Source organism: Shewanella waksmanii, assembly GCF_043643685.1.
In the GTDB taxonomy this organism is placed as follows: Bacteria; Pseudomonadota; Gammaproteobacteria; order Enterobacterales; family Shewanellaceae; genus Shewanella; species Shewanella waksmanii_A.
The window spans coordinates 210,692-228,205 of the sequence record NZ_JBHZSN010000004.1; the positions used below are offsets into that span (position 1 = coordinate 210,692).

A 17,514-nucleotide genomic window follows, 5' to 3' on the forward strand; every position below is an offset into this window, starting at 1 on the left:
TAAAAGGTCCACATGAAGATACTGTTACTAGGTATTGGTAATGTTTTGTACGCCGATGAAGGTATCGGCGTACATTTTGTTAATTACCTCAATGAAAATTATCGTTTTAGCCATCCAGAGCATCAGCTTACCATGATGGATGGCGGTACCCTTGCCCAAGGGCTTATCCCTATTATTTGCCAATATGACTATTTAATCGTTGTCGACACAGTTAACGCCCATGGCGTTGAGCCAGGAGAAGTTTATTTTTTTGATTTTGACAAAGCCCCAAGTGAAATCGATTGGCAAGGTAGCGCCCACGAAGTGGAGATGCTGCAAACCTTGATGATGATGGAACTGGTTGGCGATCGGCCACAAACTTTTGTACTTGGTTGTACGCCAACAGTGTTAGAACCGATGACACTGGGTTTAACAGAGCGGGTATCCAAAGCTGTACCTCTGATGGAGCAGACACTGTTAAACCACCTTGCATCGTTAGGTTTTGATAATAAGCGCGTGAATCAAATCAGCATTGATTCATTAATTCCAAGTTCTTATAAGCGCGGAGTCACCGCTGATGAATATCGTTAAGTTTGAATTTGTTTGTTCGCGGCCAGTGCCGCTTTACGCACATTTGTGCAATCACTATTTAACCTCCAAACAAGTCGACATCACCGTTTCTTTTACCGACAACTGCTACCTCATTGAAGCCAGTGGTGAGCAAGCACAATTAGAGCAACTGGCAGACGACATTGCTGAGCGCTTTTTAGTATCGGCCTGGCTGGTTGATTCAAGTATCACTCTGATTGAGCAGCGCCTAGGCAGTAAAACACCGTTACCTGTAGAGCCAATGGCGCTGGCTTTTTGCCAAGAGTGCATGCCACGCTTTGGTGATAATCAACATGCAGATTTTGCTAACATAGCGTTACCCTGTCCCCATTGCCAAGGCGAAAAGCGACTTAATAGCGACACGCTTGCAGCCAGTGCCAGCGATCTTAGGGCAATGGCTAAGCATCTAATCACCCATGGCAAGTTGACCCTTGGCAAAGATATCGTTTTGTCACTCAAACCCAGCTCTGTCACCGCACGGCCAAGCTTGCTGGTGTGCAACCCCAATACCATCAATGCCCAGTTCCATCTGAACGATAGGCAGGTTTTGGCGCTATCAAGCATAGAGAAACCTTATATTACCGCCAGAGCCATTGAGCGCCACCCTAGCCTTGATCTCCCCCTGTATGACCTTTGCTTTGCCAATAGTCGCATACTGGTGATCATCGCTGAATTATTAAGGCAGCAAGGCATTGACTGGGTATACATTATAGAACCTCAGCGCCCGGCTCCCATGGCCTATATCAATGGTGCATGGGTCTCGGTTAATCAAGGTAACCCTAACTCTGATCTTAGCCCGTTAAGCATCACCAGTTCACTAGATGCATTACATGAAAACAGCCTTATCAGCCACGGTGGCTACGTTTACCGAGGTCAACATCATCAACAGCGCTATCAAGTCAGTGTTGAGCAGCAACCTAAGCCGCTGGAGACACAAAATTTAGGTGATATCGAAATGGGACGCTGCGCGTTTAATAGCGTGCTAATTGAACATCAGATAGAGAAGCATGCAGCAATGGTGTTTTTTAGCGAGCACCATGGTGGACAAATACAGACGCTAGATGGCAAAAAGCAGCAGCAACTGTTTTTCACCTTGCCCAAACTTCCACAGTCAGGGTATGAGATTTTTCATCAACTAGAGCAAAGCCCACAACAAACAGTGCTATTAAAATTTAAACAGCAGTTTCCCCACGATTATTTGCGTTTGCTTGACTTAAAACTGCCAGATAATCGCCAAAACTTACGCTGTTTACACGCTGTTGCCGCCCTTATTCTTGGCATAGAAACGCCCCAGCTGTCTGTGGACCAACTCAGTGATGCACTGGTTGCCAATGCCCTCGCCCACCGCGGCAGTAATGCGCCACGGGTGGACTTTACCTTAACCCGAGGCGAAGCTCACCGCAGTTTGAATTGGTGCCGTATGCTAGGCAGCTTAATGAGTTTTCGCCTTGCCGATGATACCCCTAATTGTCAGCAAAGATTGGCCTTTGGCATCCATGACTCCTTCGCAGATTATTTGGCAAATTGGATTGAACATTTAGATCAGAATGTGGGGGTTAAAGCCGTTGCCCTACTTGGCGATGAATGGCAAAACAGCGCCTTAACGCAGCGGGTACAACTTAGGGTCGGTAAGAACTTCAAGATCATCACCAACCAACGACTCGATATTGATGGTAACAATTATGCCATCGGTGCCCTTAGGTTGAACAAAAGACGTCTGTAACATCATCAATTAATTGCTATCAATTGCCTTAAAAATGACCCGTATCAATACGCGTTATTCACTGCTAGGTCATATTAGACATAACTGATAGCAAAACGGAGTTTTACTATGTGTAAAGATTGCGGTTGCTCTATTCCTCGGCCTCACAGCATAGGTCATGAGCACAGTCACAGCCATGAGCACAACCATGGTCACAGCCACGGGCATAGTCATGATCACAGCCATGACAACCTTCATGCTAATCCCCAGCTAAACGATAAGAAAACCTTATCAGTGATCCACAAGATCCTCGATAAAAACGATCATGAAGCCGCCCATAACCGCCAACATTTTGAAAGTGAAAATGTTACCGCCTTTAATCTTATGAGTAGTCCAGGCAGCGGCAAAACCACCCTACTGGAACACTTGAAAGAGTACACTGAACTGAACTATGCGGTGATTGAAGGCGATCTAGAAACTTCCCGTGATGCTGACCGATTAAAGGCAAAAGGCATTGCTGCTTACCAAATTCAAACTGGCTCAGCCTGTCATTTAGATGCATTCATGGTACACAGCGCCCTGCATCATGTTGATTTAAAACCCCTTGATATCTGTTTTGTGGAAAATGTCGGTAATCTTGTCTGTCCCGCTTCCTATGATGTCGGCACTCACCTCAACATTGTATTGGTATCAGTCCCTGAGGGTGATGACAAAATTGAAAAGTATCCGGTCATGTTCAGAAAAGCTGATGTGGTACTGATCACCAAAGCCGATCTTTTACCGCATTTTGATTTTAGTGTTGAAGAAGCTAAACAACAGGTGAAGAAGCTCAACCCAGATGCGCAAGTTCTTACTCTATCTGTGAAAGATAGTCACAGCATGCGCGAGTTTGCAAACTGGTTGAATAACCACTGTAGGAGCTAGCTATGTGCCTGTCTATTCCATCGCAAATTGTTGAATTACATGAGCAAGAGCAAGCCGTCACAGTGGAAACCATGGGGGTTAGACGTAAAGTCAGCAGCCACCTAATGGCTGAACCTTTAGCTATTGGTGACTATGTCTTAATCCATATCGGGTTTGTGATGAATAAAATTGATCCAAAAGATGCCGAACAAAGCTTAGCGCTATACCAAGAGATAGTCGACAAGATGAATCAAACGGAATCAGTTGATCATGCTAAAACTTAAAGACTTATATCAAGGGTTTAGAGACCCAGAAACCATAGCTAACCTTGCACAGCAGATTGCAACAACCGCTAAACGCCTTAACGAAAAAATCTATGTCATGGAAGTCTGTGGTGGTCATACTCATACCATCATGAAGTATGGCTTAAATCAATTGCTTCCGGACAATATCGAGTTTGTTCATGGCCCGGGCTGTCCGGTATGCATTATGCCTAAGGAGCGTATTGATCATGCTGCGTTACTCGCCCAGCAGCCTAATGTCATTCTCGTAACATTAGGCGATATGATACGTGTGCCAGGGTCAAAAGGTAGCTTGGCGCAGTTTCGGTCCCAAGGCTGTGATATCAGGCCAATATATGATCCGCTAGACACCTTAAATATCGCGAAACAAAACCCTGACAAGCAGGTCATTTTCTTTGCCATTGGCTTTGAAACCTCGACACCGATGACGGCCGTACTCATTGAGCAATCCATTGTCCAAGGGCTCGACAACTTACTTTTTCATGTTAACCATGTGCTGGTACCGCCAGCCATAGATGCGGTCATGGCTGACAAGCAAACCAAGGTCAATGCGTTTATCGGCCCAGCTCATGTCAGTGTGATCAGTGGCGCTAAAATTTATCGCCCGGCTGCAGAGCAATATCATACGCCAGTAGTGGTATCGGGCTTCGAACCCGTTGATGTCATGGAATCAATTTTACGCATAGTACAGCAACGGGCCGACGGCATAGCTGAGGTTGATGTGCAATACAGCCGAGCGGTTACAGAGCAAGGTAACCTGAGCGCCCAAAACTTGGTCAACAAATTCATGCAAGTACGTCCGAGTTTCCGCTGGCGAGGCTTAGGGCCACTAACCGACTCAGCACTGCAACTAAAACCTGAATATGCCCACTTAGACGCAGAAGTCGTTTACCAAGACCTACTTGCTGTTGCCGATATTGACGATCATAAGGCCTGTCAGTGCGGTGATATTCTACGCGGTTTAGCCAAGCCGAAAGATTGCAAAGTCTTTGGTCGAGGCTGCTCACCTGAAACCCCTTTGGGGAGCTGTATGGTGAGTTCAGAAGGCGCCTGCAATGCCTATTACCGCTACAACGGAGTTTAACGATGGCAAAATTAAATAACACGGTGCAATTAGCCCACGGCGGTGGCGGCAAAGAGATGAACCGTTTAATCAAAGAGGTATTTTACCGAGCCTTTGATAATCCCATTTTACGCCAAGAAGAAGATGCCGCAGCAATAAACTTATCTGGCAACTGTGCCTTTACCACAGACTCCTTTACTGTGGCGCCACATTTTTTCGCAGGCGGCAATATTGGCAAATTGGCCATTGCCGGCACCGTTAATGACTTGGCGATGATGGGGGCAGAACCGCAATATTTAAGCTGCAGCTTTATTATTGAGGAAGGCTACCCGCTGGATGATTTAAAGCGCATTGCCACCACCATGGCTGACGAGCTACACAAAAGCGCCACCCGTATAGTGTGTGGCGACACTAAAGTCGTTCCTAAAGGGTGTGCAGATGGTGTGTTTATCAACACCACCGGAGTTGGACGCATCCTCTACCCTGACATTTCAGTTAAAAATATCAAATCGGGTGACGCGATTATCGTTTCAGGGGACATCGGCCGCCATGGCGCAGCAATTTTAATGGCGAGAGAGGGGTTAACCCTAGAGTCTGATTTAGTCAGTGATTGCGCCAATTTATGGCCTGTGGTCGAGCAGCTTATTGCCTCTAATGTCCCAATTCATGCCATGCGCGATGCTACTCGCGGAGGGCTAGCAGCGGTATTAAATGAATGGGCCAGTGCATCTAACGTCAGTATTGAAATTGAAGAACAAGCTGTGCCGATTAGTGATGAAGTTAAAGGTTTATGTGAATTATATGGGTTTGAGCCCCACGATTTAGCCAATGAAGGCACCTTTGTGTTAGCGGTTCCACAAGCTCAAGCTGCCGGAATTTTAGAAATCATTCAACGCTATGGCCATTGTGAACAAGCCGCGATTATCGGTTACGTCAATGATAGCCATCCCGGCAAAGTCGTCCTTAAAACGCCTTGGGGCAGCGCTCGGTTTATCGATCTGCCACAGGGTGAGCTGCTGCCGAGGATTTGCTGATGCACGAATACTCTATCGTGTCGGCGCTACTTGAACAGTGCCACCAACATGCTGTTGAGAATCAAGCCACCAAAATTACCAAAGTGGTGGTAAAAATTGGTGTGCTCAGTGGCGTTGAAACCAGCTTATTTGCTACCGCATTCGAGACATTCAAACTCGAAGGTTGCACCTATGATGCTGAGCTGGTGATAGAGCAGCAACCGATTATTGTTCGCTGCGTTCAGTGCCATCAAGAGCAGCAAGTTGCCGAGCGGTCAGTGAAATGCCCACACTGTAACAGCTTTAATACCCACATTATTGCTGGCGAAGAGATGTTATTGATGCAGTTAGAAATGGAACAAGATTGAATTAACCAACAAACAAGCAAGTTTAATTGAAAATAATTGATAAAAATGGAGTTAATAATGAAGAAGTTATCCCTTATTGTTGCCGCGATGTTTTCTAGTGCTGCTGTGGCGCACCCAGGCCACGACGGTGTCGGACTGTTTCATCACATGCAAGATATTCTGCCTATCGTACTGGCGGTGATCATTGTCGGCGGTTATATGTTGTGGAAAAAGTATCATTAATCGATAGGTAACACCTGCCGATTTAACACGTCTAGGCCTACTTGTTAGGTCTAGGCTTAAATTTAGTTATAAACCTGCTTTCAATAACTTACCTTGCTAACAGTTCCAAATAGCAAACACATTTTTCTGCCTTTCATTACCATGATATTTAACTGGTCACATTGTAAAAACCATCAGTTTTACCTAGTAAATTTCGATTTTTAAACTCAATATTTCAAATTGAAACTTTCATAAATAAACTCGGTCATTAGTCGCATAGATAACAAAACTGCGCCATGTTAAAACATATTGCATTGATTTAGTTTGATAAATATGGATTTTTTAGGGTATGGATACACGGTTTTACGAAATAGATATTTTACGGTTTTTGTCTGCATTGGCCGTGGTTATTTTTCACTATACCTACACAGGCTTTATGGAAGGATTTGCCCCTGTAGCCGATTTTCCACAACTAAGAGAGCTGACAAAGTACGCTTATGTAGGGATTAATTTTTTCTTTATTATTAGTGGCTTTGTAATCTTCATGACCATTGCCGACAATAACCCTAAACGATTCATCGCCTCACGCTTTAGCCGATTATTCCCAGCCTATTGGTTTGCACTTTGGCTAACTACGCTAGTGACTTTATTAATAGGCGCAGACACCTTCTCGGTAACGGTGACCCAATTTTTTGCCAATATCACCATGGTTAACCCACTCTTCGGCCAAAACCCTATCGATAGTGCCTATTGGACACTGTTTATCGAACTGCAATTTTATTGTTTAGTGCTATTAATCATACAATTAAAGTTGAGCCGATATTTTCTGGCCATTATTGCCATCACCCTAATCACATCAACGGCATCGCTGTTCAGCCAATGGGCCGCTAACGTCAACATGTGGCAATTAATCTTCCCCCATTGGAGCGGCTATTTTGCCCTTGGCTGTTTATTTTTTATGATTAAACGTGATGGCATTAATCGATTCACCGCAGGTTTACTGTTACTCGGCTATGTATTTGTTATTAAACAATCAACACTGTTTGGCTCACTCATGGCGCAGTGGTTTAACATAGCGTTTAGCGACGTCGTGCTTGCTGTGCTTAACAGCGTATTTTTCTTCAGTTTTTGTATTACTGCACTTTGCGCTCAGCACCCACTGCGTCTGCGCATCTGTTATTACTTAGGTATTCTGACTTACCCGCTTTACCTTATTCATCAACACATCGGCTATATGATGTTTAATTTCATCGGCACCCCAGAAAATATCGGCTTGGTAGTCTGCGGCACAATACTGCTGATGCTAGTTATTGCTTATGCTATCCATCGGCTCATTGAAAAGAATTTAGCACCATTATTTAAACAATCATGCCTACAACTTTTAACTGATAGCGCTAGCTATATTCAGCGAGCAAAACAGTTAAGAGATCGCTAGTAAATACCTCACATCTGGCACAAAAAAGGCAGCGAAATCGCTGCCTTTTATCTGCTTAAAATTATACTCTGTTAGTTATCGCGCCAAATCATTACCTGCGCTTCTTCGCCACTTTTACGTGTTGCTCGATACATACCACCGGTATTAAACGGCGTGGCGATATTACCCAAATGATCAACGGCAATCACCCCACCTGTGCCGCCAGCGGTGATAAGTCGTTGATTGATGACTTCATCGGCTGCTTGTAATAACGATTTTTGGCCATACTTGGCCCTAGCACAAATATCGCCAGCAACATGATAGCGAATAAAGTACTCGCCATGTCCTGTTGCAGAAACAGCGCACACACCGTTTTCTGCATAATTACCAGCACCTATCACTGGTGAGTCGCCTATGCGACCAAAACGCTTCGCCGTCATTCCACCGGTTGATGTTCCCGCTGCTAGGTTGCCGGACTTATCCAGTGCCACCGCGCCGACGGTACCAAACTTATAGTTGGCATCGAGCTGTTGATGAGAGGCCTGATAGTCCAAGCCTTTTTGCTGCTGACTGTGAATTTTAGCTTTAGCGTCGAGCAGTTGCTGGTAACGTGCATTGGTATCAAAATATTGATTTGGTACCAGAGTAAACCCTTGATTTAATGCAAACTCTTCTGCACCAGAACCTGACAACATCACATGCACAGACTTGTCCATCACAGCTCGGGCTAAATCAATGGGGTTCTTGATGTGCTTAACCCCACTAACCGCACCGGCATTCATGGTTTTACCATCCATGATCGATGCATCAAGCTCATGGCCACCATCAAAGGTATATACCGCACCTTTACCCGCGTTAAATAGCGGGCTGTCTTCTAGAATATTAATAGCAGTGGTCACTGCGGCAATGCTGTCACCGCCTTGCTTTAATACTTTATAGCCGGCATCCACCGCTTGCTTAAGTTTATCGCGATAAGCTTGCTGTTGCTCATCGGTCAATTTGGCTTTAGATATGGTACCTGCACCACCATGAATCGCGATGCTAAACGGTTTGTCGTTGGCCTGTACTGTTGAAGAAAACAACATGCTGGTTGCGAGAAGATAAGCTAATTTTGTAAAGTTTAGATTCACATTCAATCCTTAATGCTAGCACTTGCTCTCTTTGTAACCATTTTCACCTATAATTACAATCATCTTCTTGCACGTGATTGATTATCTGCGACAATAACCAAGCCCAGAAAATATAATAAGATAGAGCATTATTTTTGAACTCGTTTTTACGCATTATCATGTTGGCCTTTTTACTAGTAAGCATCATGCTAGTCTCTTTGCCAGCACTCGCAAATGACTATCTCAAAGTATCGATCACCGGTGCCAATAGTGCGTTAACTCGAAATATCAATGCCCATTTGGGCGAATTACCCAATTCCAATAATCAACGTCGTGCTTTTATCTTTAATGCCGAAGACAATATCCGCTCAGCGCTGCATTCAATGGGTTATTACCACGCTAAAGTTAAACAAGATATTGCGCGTCCAGACAAAGGCCCGTGGCAGTTAACACTGGAAATTGACCCAGGCGATCCCACCGTCATTGAATGGATCGATATCCAGTTAAGAGGGGAAATTCTTAACGATGAATTTGCCAATAACTGGCTAAATCAACTGAGTATTAAACCTGGCGATGTACTCAACCACGGCACTTACGAAAACATCAAATCACAACTAGTAACATTGGCGCTAGCCCGTGGCTACTTTGATGGTGAATACAGTCAGTCCAATATCGTGATTAATAGAGACCGCAAAGTGGCGCAAATTTCTCTGCATTATAATTCAGGGATTCGCTACCATATCGGTGCTGTTTCGTTTGAGGGACACACCCTGAATGACAATATTTTAGAAGCGCTGATCCCGTTTGAAAGTCAAACGGCCTACAGTACCGCCAAACTTGGGGAGCTAAACCGCGAGCTACTTGATACCAACTACTTTTCAAGTATCAAGGTATTACCACAACTAGATAAAATAAATGGCGTCGATGTACCGGTAAAAGTTGAGCTTCAAAATCGTCCCAGTCACTCACTGGAATTAGGTTTAGGTGCTGAAATTGGTAATACATCTGATGATGGCATTGAGCCACGGGTTAAAGTCAATTTACGCACACCACAAATCAATCGTTATGGTCACTCACAAGAATCCAGTATCGAGTGGTCACCAGATAGGCCAAAATTCCTCACCACCTACACCATCCCGCTGACTCATCCACTAGATGATCAGTTAAAACTGCGAGTGGGCTTATTACGAGACAAATACGGTGTCACTCAAGTTTACGACCCTGATAAACGTGATTACACCAAAACCGGAGAGTTAGAGTCGACAAAAGGAACCTTAGGGGTTATTCGCCAACAGCGTTTAGCAAGTAATTGGCTGTGGAGTTACTCGTTAGAAGCAATTAATGAAAGCTACACCCAATCTGACACTAAATACGATCCACGTTTTTTACTGATTGGCACTAGCTTGTCAAAGACCAAACGTGGCGATAATACCTTAGACCCCAAATCAGGCTTTTTCCAACAATACAGCATTGAATACGCCGATCCAGCCGTGTCTTCTTCTGTCAGGCTAACGCGACTAGCCGCCAATTTTAAAGTGGTTGAAACATTTTTTGAAAAACACCGCATTGTTAGCCGCCTCGACATGGCAGCCAATATCGTTGCTGAAGAAGACCTGCCATTCGTGCCACCCTCTTTACGCTACTTTGCCGGCGGTGACCAAAGTATCAGGGGTTACAGTTACCAAGAACTGGGCCCTTACATTGAATACATCAATGATGAAGGCCAACTGGCTCGTGAAGTGGTCGGTGGCCGCTATTTACTGGTCGGCAGCTTAGAATATCAATATTATCTCACGCCCACCTGGCGAGTTGGCACCTTCATCGATGCCGGTAATGCCTTCGATGTGGATCAAATAGAGCCTATTGTCTCTGTGGGTGGCGGCATCCACTGGATCTCCCCCATTGGCCCCATTAAGCTAGATTTAGGGGTCGGTCTAAAAGAAACCGATACGGTCGATCGTTCATGGCGCATACATGTCACCATGGGGGCTGAGATATGAATAGTCCCTCTGATATACAACAAACAGCTGCAGACGGTGATGCTGCAAACACAACAGCGGTGTCACGTAAAAGGCGCCCAATTATTACCACCTGTAAAAATCTTGTGCGGATTTTACTGTATCTGCCCATCGCGTTGCTCGTGATTATCGCACTGGTTATCGGCACCCCGTTTGGCACTCGAATTGGGGTGATGCTCGCTAACCAGTTTGTACCCGATCTGCAGCTTGAGTACGAATCGGGCATGTTAAACAAGCGGCTCAAACTCAATTATGCAGCTTGGCAAATGGATGGGGTAATTGTCGAGGTTGACCAGTTACTGCTTGAGTGGCGACCTGTGTGTCTTTTGCAAAAGCAGCTATGTGTTAACTCATTACATACGGGTAAGGTTAATGTCGAAGTAGATACCGCAGCATTTGAAGATGAGCCCATTGACGACATTAGTCATCCCGTTAGCCACCGCCCCGTTAATAGTCGTAGTGATGCCACTAGCAACGACAACGACTCGGCGATTGATAACGCGCTAGCAAACAATTCAGCAACCGACAAACCGGCTGACGGTTTAGCCGATGACGAAACAGAAATTACCCTGCCATTTGGCATAGTGCTACTTGATGGCGATTTAAGCCAGGTTACAGTTCGTGTTAATGACATGCATTTCAATGCAGATAACCTCACGTTAGCTGCACAATGGCAACAGACTGGCATACGCGTCAATGAACTAACCAGCCAAGGTCTGTATGTCGATATCCCATTGGGCAGTGATGAGGCACAAACAGCACCAACAGCTAACACAGGCAAAAGCCACCAAGCTGCAAGCAACACTGATGTTGCGCCAAAGGATAGTACTGACTTAACCAACAAAACGGACTCAACCAATAAAACGGACTCAACCAACAAGACGAATTCAACCAATAAGGCTGATTCTGAGGAACTCGAGCAATGGGCGATGGCAAATCTACCAGCGGTATTTATGCCAATCCCTGTTTTTGTTGAGCGCTCTACCCTGACTGATAGCCTGTTAAAGCTCGGCCAGCGACAAGATAACTTTCAGCAAGTAAAGCTCAGTGGTAGTTACCATAGTTATTTGATTAATGTTACCAAATTAGATGTTCGCCACGACTACGGCAATGCCAATGTTATCGGTAATATTGCACTTAAAGATGACTACCCCATGGAAGTAAACCTAACCAGTCAACTGGCTCAGGTTACCGAAGTGCCGGGACTAAAAGATCAACACGTTGAACTCACCTTAACCGGCGGCTTTAATCAATTAACCGTCGACCTCAATGCGAAAAACCAGTTAGATTTTCAACTATCAGGCAGTATTAAGCTTGCAAAACCCAGCCTAGACTATCAACTGGACTTAAAAAGCAATACGTTGTTTTGGCCACTACAACAACCGCTATACCAAGCGAATAAAACCAGTTTAATGAGTCAAGGTAGCCTCAGTAAACAACAGGTTGATATCGCGGGACACGTTATCAGCCCTTACCACTCACCGGTTGATATTGTTAGCCAATTTACCCACGACGGTAATGAAAAAAATATCGATGTTAGCCACTTAATGATACGCGGCGACATAGGCTCACTAAACGGGGTGGGAAGCGTTAACTATGGTCAAGATTGGCGCTGGCAGAGCGAGTTATCTACTCAATCATTGGATTTATCGCAGCTGACTTTAAATCCGGAAACTAACCTGCCTCAATCACAGATCACCGGAACCCTACGCAGCCGTGGCGGCATTGAGGATAAACATTGGCAAGTCGCCATAGAACAATCTGACCTTCAAGGCGATATTGATGGCTATCCATTTACCCTAAATGGAGATGTGAGCATTAATGATAACTGGCACATTAACGCCAATGATCTTAACCTTAATGCCTTGCAATCCACTTTGCATATTTCTGGCAAGGTCGATGATAACTGGACGCTTAACGCTCACCTAGATGTACCAGATATGAGCATGTGGCATGCCAATGCTGGCGGCGCTATTTCTGCCGATATTTTTGTTTCTGGTGATAACGACAATCCCGATATTGCCGTCAATGCAGATGTTGTCGATGTTAATGTTGATACGCTCTACATCGAAAAATCAAAACTAAAAGGATTTTATAGTCCTTTTGACGACCACCGTTATGCCCTATCACTAAAGTCGTCCGCCATTAAATATGGCGATATCAAGCTCAGCTCATTAACTTTTGGCACCAAAGGCGACCAAGCTAAACAAAAGGCGACCTTACAAAGCTTTGGTGATCTCAAGCTAGATATCACTGCAAAATCAACTTCTGATTTAGACAAGCAAACCATAGATGTGCAACTTTTAAGAGCTAATCTGGACTCTAAGCTTGGTCTTTGGCGCCTCGATAAAGCCGTAGCTATCAAATGGAATAACATCCAGCAGCAAGGCGAGATTTCACCATTTTGTTGGCAGCACCAAGATGCAAAGTTATGCTTAACCTCACCAACACAATTGGCAAACCAAGGTGAACTCAATGTCGCCTTTGACGGGGATATTGGCGCGCTCATTGACCCAATAATGCCGACGACACTCAACTGGCAAGGTCCAGCAAACGCGCAAGCCTCACTATCTTGGGCAGAAGATGTAAAACCTCAAGGAAAACTGGCATTAAACTTAACCCCAGGCGAGCTGATACTGCACAATCAAAATGGTCGTAATGTCGATATTCTCTACAAAGCTCTCGATTTGTCGGTCGTGCTTGATGAACAAACTCTTGCCAGTCAGTTGAGTTTTGACTCTCAAGATATAGCCACTATTAATAGTCGACTCAGTATTGGCGTCGATCCCGACCGCGCGCTCGATGGCTACCTGAATATTAATGAGGTCAATCTTGATGCACTTTCTGAGCTTGCCCCGCAGTTAGAGACCCTACGGGGCCATATCTCCACAGCACTCACGATTGGCGGTAGCTTAAATGATCCTGATGTAGAAGGCGTGATCAGCTTGAAGCAAGGCCAATTCATGGCCGCAGCCAATCCGACGTTAATTGAAGATATCAACGTTGAACTCATGTTAGATCAGCAACAAGCACTCGTCGCCGGCACATGGAAAATGGGAGATGGCGAAGCCAACCTCAGCGGCGAGCTTGATTGGCGTAACAAAGGAATTAAAGGGGACATTAAAGTCAAAGGCGAGAAGTTATCGATTATTCAGCCGCCATTGGCGTTGGTGGATCTATCACCTGACTTGCAGCTGGTATTTGACAACGATAGCTTAGATATTAAAGGCGAAGTCTCTATTCCTTCGGGCGATATCACCATTGTGCAACTGCCTGAAGGTGGCGTGGCAGAGTCCAGTGATGTGGTCTTTAACGACAGTATCGCCCAGCAACAACGGGCACAATCTCCCTACGCTATCTCGACCGATGTTAAAGTTAACGTCGGCGATCAGCTCAATATTAAAGGCATGGGCCTGAGAGGAAAATTGGTTGGTACCCTAGATTTTCGTCAGGAGCCAGACAGACCACCGCTGATTTATGGCGACATTAAAGTGGTTAATGGTAACTACCGCTTTATGGGGCAAACCCTGCAAATCCGTGCTGGTGAAGTGCAATTTATCGGTCCAATGACGCTGCCAAACCTTAATATCGAAGCGCTAAGGGAAATTAAAGATGAAGACGTTACGGCGGGCGTGCGGATCACCGGTACCCCACGGCAACCCATTGTCACCTTATTTTCAACACCGGCTAAAGAACAAGCTGAAATCCTATCTTATATCCTCAAAGGCACAGGCATGGGCAATAACAGCGAAGGACAAAACAACGCCTTGATGATGAGCGTCGCGCTGACATTAGGTAATCAATTTGGTAACGGTGCAGTCAATAATGTTGGCAGCAATGCCACCGGTATCATTGAAAAAATTGGTTTTTCCAATGTACAACTTGATGCCAATGATGATGGTAAAGTCGCGATAAGTGGCTATATAGGTGACAACTTAATGGTGAAATACGGCATTGGGGTATTTAATACTGGCTACGAGATGACAGTACGTTACTACCTAATGTCACAGCTCTACCTTGAAACGGTATCTGGTAATGTAGAACAAACCTTAGACGTATACTACAACTTTGATATTGATTAGCAGCCTACTGAATAAGGGACCGCACCCAATGACAAGCTGTTAGCATGAACCCATAAAAAACGGTACTTCGCACCGTTTTTTATGGGTTAGTCTAAAGATTTTAGTTTGCAGATTTTAAACTGTTACGATAGCGCTGCCACACTTTACCGCTATTAATACCGTAACTGCGCATCAATGATGGGATATCATGATGATTGCCTTGCTTGGCGAGTGCCGCAAGGGCTTGATAAAAATCTAACGCTAATTCGCGAGCTTTATCGATTTCAAAATACTCTTCACCCACGCGACTATAAAGCCCTTTAAAGCCATTTAGAATCAAAACATACAGTGGATTACCAGAGTTGTACGCCAAGGTATGATGTAGATGGTAATCAAACTCAACATAGGTTTTAGCACAGTCTTCTAAGGTATCGAGCTGAGCTAAGGCTTCCAGTACTTTATCTGGGTTATGGCGTACCGCTCCCTTAAAATAAATAGCACTAATATTGGTACGGGCTGACAGCAACTGCTCTAGCAATACTGGCTCACCGTCAGGGTTAAGGTCGGCAATCGTTTCAAGTACGTTTAGACCGGATGTCTCCCAAATATCGTTCACTCGCGTCGGCTTACCATGTTGAATGGTTAACCAGCCATCGCGAGCGAGACGTTGCAGTACTTCGCGTAAGGTTGTACGGGTGACCCCGATAAGTTCAGAAAGCTCACGCTCTGCAGGCAAAATTGAGCCGGGTGGGAATTTCTCTTCCCAAATTGAACGTACGATATATTTCTCAGCAAAGCTTGCAGGGCCTTTTGCTTCAATGATGTCTTTATCTTTTGGCATTGCTGGTGATTTGGGGGCAGTTGTCATCAGGCCACTTTTCCAGATTTAGTTCGAGTTATTTTGGGAACTGATCATACCAGAGCGTGGCGAAATGAAAACCTTATCTACAATATTACTGGTTAAGATCAATGTTTCACTCAGGCAAACTGGTAAAAATTACCCGCTGAACATTAAATTTATCTTAAAAAATACCAAAAACGCCGAAATTTTGAACGTTAGAGCGCTTTGGAGTATTAAATTCTAACATTCATTAAGATAAACTTACGCCGATCAAGCAAGTGTGATGTAAATCATTTATTAAAAGCAATTATACATTTGAGAGGGTACCATGCCTGTGACTATGAGTCGGGCGTTTATTGATAACTTCTTAGGAAATTCTCCTAAGTGGTTCAAGATCGCAATATTAAGCTTTCTAGTACTAAATCCAATTATCTTTTATCTCAATCCGTTTGTTGCGGGTTGGTTATTAGTGGTTGAATTTATCTTTACTTTAGCAATGGCACTGAAGTGCTATCCGCTACAACCGGGTGGCCTACTGGCAATCGAAGCCGTGATAATCGGTATGACCTCCCCCAGTCAGGTACTCCATGAAATAGAAGCTAACCTTGAGGTACTGCTGCTACTGATCTTTATGGTAGCGGGTATCTACTTTATGAAGCAGCTTTTACTGTTTGTATTCACCAAGATGATCACTAAAGTGCGCTCTAAAGTAGTCGTCTCCTTAATGTTTTGTGGTGCGTCTGCTTTCTTATCCGCATTCTTAGACGCTCTGACGGTTATCGCGGTCATTATCGCGGTCGCAGTCGGCTTCTACTCGATTTATCATAAAGTCGCATCAGGAAAGAATTTTGCTGACGACCATGACCACACCTCAGACGGTGCCAGTGGCCAACAACTTTGTGAAGAAGAGCTCGAAGCGTTCCGTGGCTTTTTGCGTAACCTACTTATGCATGCCGGTGTTGGTACTGCATTAGGCGGTGTATGTACCATGGTAGGTGAACCTCAAAACCTTATTATTGCCGCTCAAGCAAATTGGCAGTTTGCTGAATTTGCGATTCGTATGTCACCAGTGACTGTGCCTGTATTTATCGCCGGTATCGCAACTTGTTTTATCGTTGAGAAATTCCGCTGGTTTGGATACGGACAACAGTTACCCGATGCTGTACATAAAATTCTATCAGACTATGCCGCCCATGAAGATGCGCGCCGCACCAAGCACGATAAAGTGAAATTGGTCATTCAAGCGCTTGTCGGGATCTGGCTGATTATCGGTCTCGCTTTCCATTTAGCGTCTGTAGGCCTGATCGGTCTATCGGTTATCATCCTAACTACCGCATTTAACGGTGTGACCAATGAGCATGCGCTAGGTAAAGCATTTGAAGAGGCCCTGCCTTTCACTGCCCTGCTGGCAGTTTTCTTTGCCATTGTGGGCGTCATCATCGACCAGCATTTGTTTGCTCCAGTGATCCACTGGGCACTAAGCTATGAAGGCAACACGCAATTAGTGATTTTCTATATTGCTAATGGCTTGTTGTCTATGGTAAGTGATAACGTATTCGTCGGTACTGTGTACATTAACGAAGTCAAAGCTGCACTGTTAGATGGGCAGATTACTCGCGATCAATTTGATTTATTGGCTGTGGCGATTAATACCGGTACTAACTTGCCTTCTGTTGCAACACCTAATGGACAAGCGGCTTTCTTGTTCTTACTTACTTCTGCTATCGCGCCGTTAATTCGCCTGTCTTATGGCCGTATGGTGTGGATGGCACTGCCTTATACCATCGTATTATCAATCATTGGTGTGGTAGCCATTGAAAGTGGGTTCTTAGTTGATATGACGCAATCATTTTATGACTCACATCTATTGATCCATCACAGTGCTGCAGAAGCAATGAAAGCTGTCGGCGCTGCTAGCCATTAATTAATGG

14 protein-coding genes are annotated in these 17,514 nt (G+C 44.8%); 12 read left to right on the plus strand and 2 right to left on the minus strand.

Annotated features, from left to right (window positions below; translation table 11 throughout):
• The first annotated feature begins 12 nt into the window (after positions 1 to 12).
• The 9 genes from ACHUFW_RS07830 (at position 13) to ACHUFW_RS07870 (ending at position 7,575) form a co-directional block, all read left to right on the plus strand.
• Positions 13 to 570: a HyaD/HybD family hydrogenase maturation endopeptidase gene (locus ACHUFW_RS07830; RefSeq protein WP_394201992.1), complete on the plus strand. Its 558-nt coding sequence runs from the start codon at positions 13 to 15 to the stop codon at positions 568 to 570.
• Positions 557 to 2,311 (plus strand): Kae1-like domain-containing protein, encoded by a 1,755-nt coding sequence (locus tag ACHUFW_RS07835; RefSeq protein WP_394201994.1) that lies wholly within the window; start codon positions 557 to 559, stop codon positions 2,309 to 2,311. Before ACHUFW_RS07830 ends, ACHUFW_RS07835 begins: the two co-directional genes overlap by 14 nt.
• A gap of 108 nt (positions 2,312 to 2,419) precedes the next feature.
• Complete coding sequence (gene hypB, locus ACHUFW_RS07840; RefSeq protein ID WP_394201995.1) at positions 2,420 to 3,214, plus strand: hydrogenase nickel incorporation protein HypB; 795 nt, start codon at positions 2,420 to 2,422, stop codon at positions 3,212 to 3,214.
• A gap of 2 nt (positions 3,215 to 3,216) precedes the next feature.
• Positions 3,217 to 3,477 carry a HypC/HybG/HupF family hydrogenase formation chaperone gene (locus tag ACHUFW_RS07845; RefSeq protein WP_394201997.1) on the plus strand — a complete coding sequence of 87 codons (261 nt, stop codon included), beginning with the start codon at positions 3,217 to 3,219 and terminating at the stop codon, positions 3,475 to 3,477.
• A complete protein-coding gene (hypD, locus tag ACHUFW_RS07850; RefSeq protein WP_394201998.1) occupies positions 3,464 to 4,579 on the plus strand; it encodes a hydrogenase formation protein HypD in 1,116 nt (371 codons plus the stop codon). The genes ACHUFW_RS07845 and hypD overlap by 14 nt, the downstream gene beginning before the upstream one ends.
• A gap of 2 nt (positions 4,580 to 4,581) precedes the next feature.
• A complete protein-coding gene (gene hypE / locus ACHUFW_RS07855; RefSeq protein WP_394201999.1) occupies positions 4,582 to 5,592 on the plus strand; it encodes a hydrogenase expression/formation protein HypE in 1,011 nt (336 codons plus the stop codon).
• Positions 5,592 to 5,939: a hydrogenase maturation nickel metallochaperone HypA gene (gene hypA, locus ACHUFW_RS07860; protein ID WP_394202001.1), complete on the plus strand. Its 348-nt coding sequence runs from the start codon at positions 5,592 to 5,594 to the stop codon at positions 5,937 to 5,939. The genes hypE and hypA overlap by 1 nt, the downstream gene beginning before the upstream one ends.
• A 57-nt stretch (positions 5,940 to 5,996) precedes the next feature.
• Positions 5,997 to 6,161, plus strand: a complete 165-nt coding sequence (locus ACHUFW_RS07865) for a hypothetical protein (RefSeq protein ID WP_394202002.1) — start codon at positions 5,997 to 5,999, stop codon at positions 6,159 to 6,161.
• A 328-nt stretch (positions 6,162 to 6,489) separates the two neighbouring features.
• The gene (locus ACHUFW_RS07870) at positions 6,490 to 7,575 is read left to right on the plus strand and encodes an acyltransferase family protein (protein ID WP_394202004.1); all 1,086 of its coding nucleotides are present in this window, start codon (positions 6,490 to 6,492) and stop codon (positions 7,573 to 7,575) included.
• A 71-nt stretch (positions 7,576 to 7,646) separates the two neighbouring features.
• On the opposite strand, the gene ACHUFW_RS07875 is transcribed toward ACHUFW_RS07870, so the two are convergent.
• Complete coding sequence (locus ACHUFW_RS07875; RefSeq protein ID WP_394202262.1) at positions 7,647 to 8,639, minus strand: isoaspartyl peptidase/L-asparaginase family protein; 993 nt, start codon at positions 8,637 to 8,639, stop codon at positions 7,647 to 7,649.
• A 179-nt stretch (positions 8,640 to 8,818) separates the two neighbouring features.
• Here ACHUFW_RS07875 and ACHUFW_RS07880 point away from each other — a divergent pair, with 179 nt between their 5' ends.
• Positions 8,819 to 10,663, plus strand: coding sequence for an autotransporter assembly complex protein TamA (locus ACHUFW_RS07880; RefSeq protein ID WP_463602307.1), 1,845 nt, complete (start codon positions 8,819 to 8,821; stop codon positions 10,661 to 10,663).
• The gene (locus ACHUFW_RS07885; RefSeq protein ID WP_394202005.1) at positions 10,660 to 14,763 is read left to right on the plus strand and encodes a translocation/assembly module TamB domain-containing protein; all 4,104 of its coding nucleotides are present in this window, start codon (positions 10,660 to 10,662) and stop codon (positions 14,761 to 14,763) included. The genes ACHUFW_RS07880 and ACHUFW_RS07885 overlap by 4 nt, the downstream gene beginning before the upstream one ends.
• 100 nt (positions 14,764 to 14,863) lie before the next feature.
• Here the strand turns inward: ACHUFW_RS07885 and fadR are convergent, their stop codons facing one another.
• A complete protein-coding gene (gene fadR, locus ACHUFW_RS07890) occupies positions 14,864 to 15,610 on the minus strand; it encodes a fatty acid metabolism transcriptional regulator FadR (protein WP_394202007.1) in 747 nt (248 codons plus the stop codon).
• A 301-nt stretch (positions 15,611 to 15,911) separates the two neighbouring features.
• On the opposite strand from fadR, the gene nhaB reads away from it, so the two are divergent.
• Entirely contained in the window at positions 15,912 to 17,507 is a 1,596-nt protein-coding gene (gene nhaB, locus ACHUFW_RS07895; RefSeq protein ID WP_394202009.1) for a sodium/proton antiporter NhaB, read from the plus strand.
• Positions 17,508 to 17,514 lie beyond the last annotated feature (7 nt).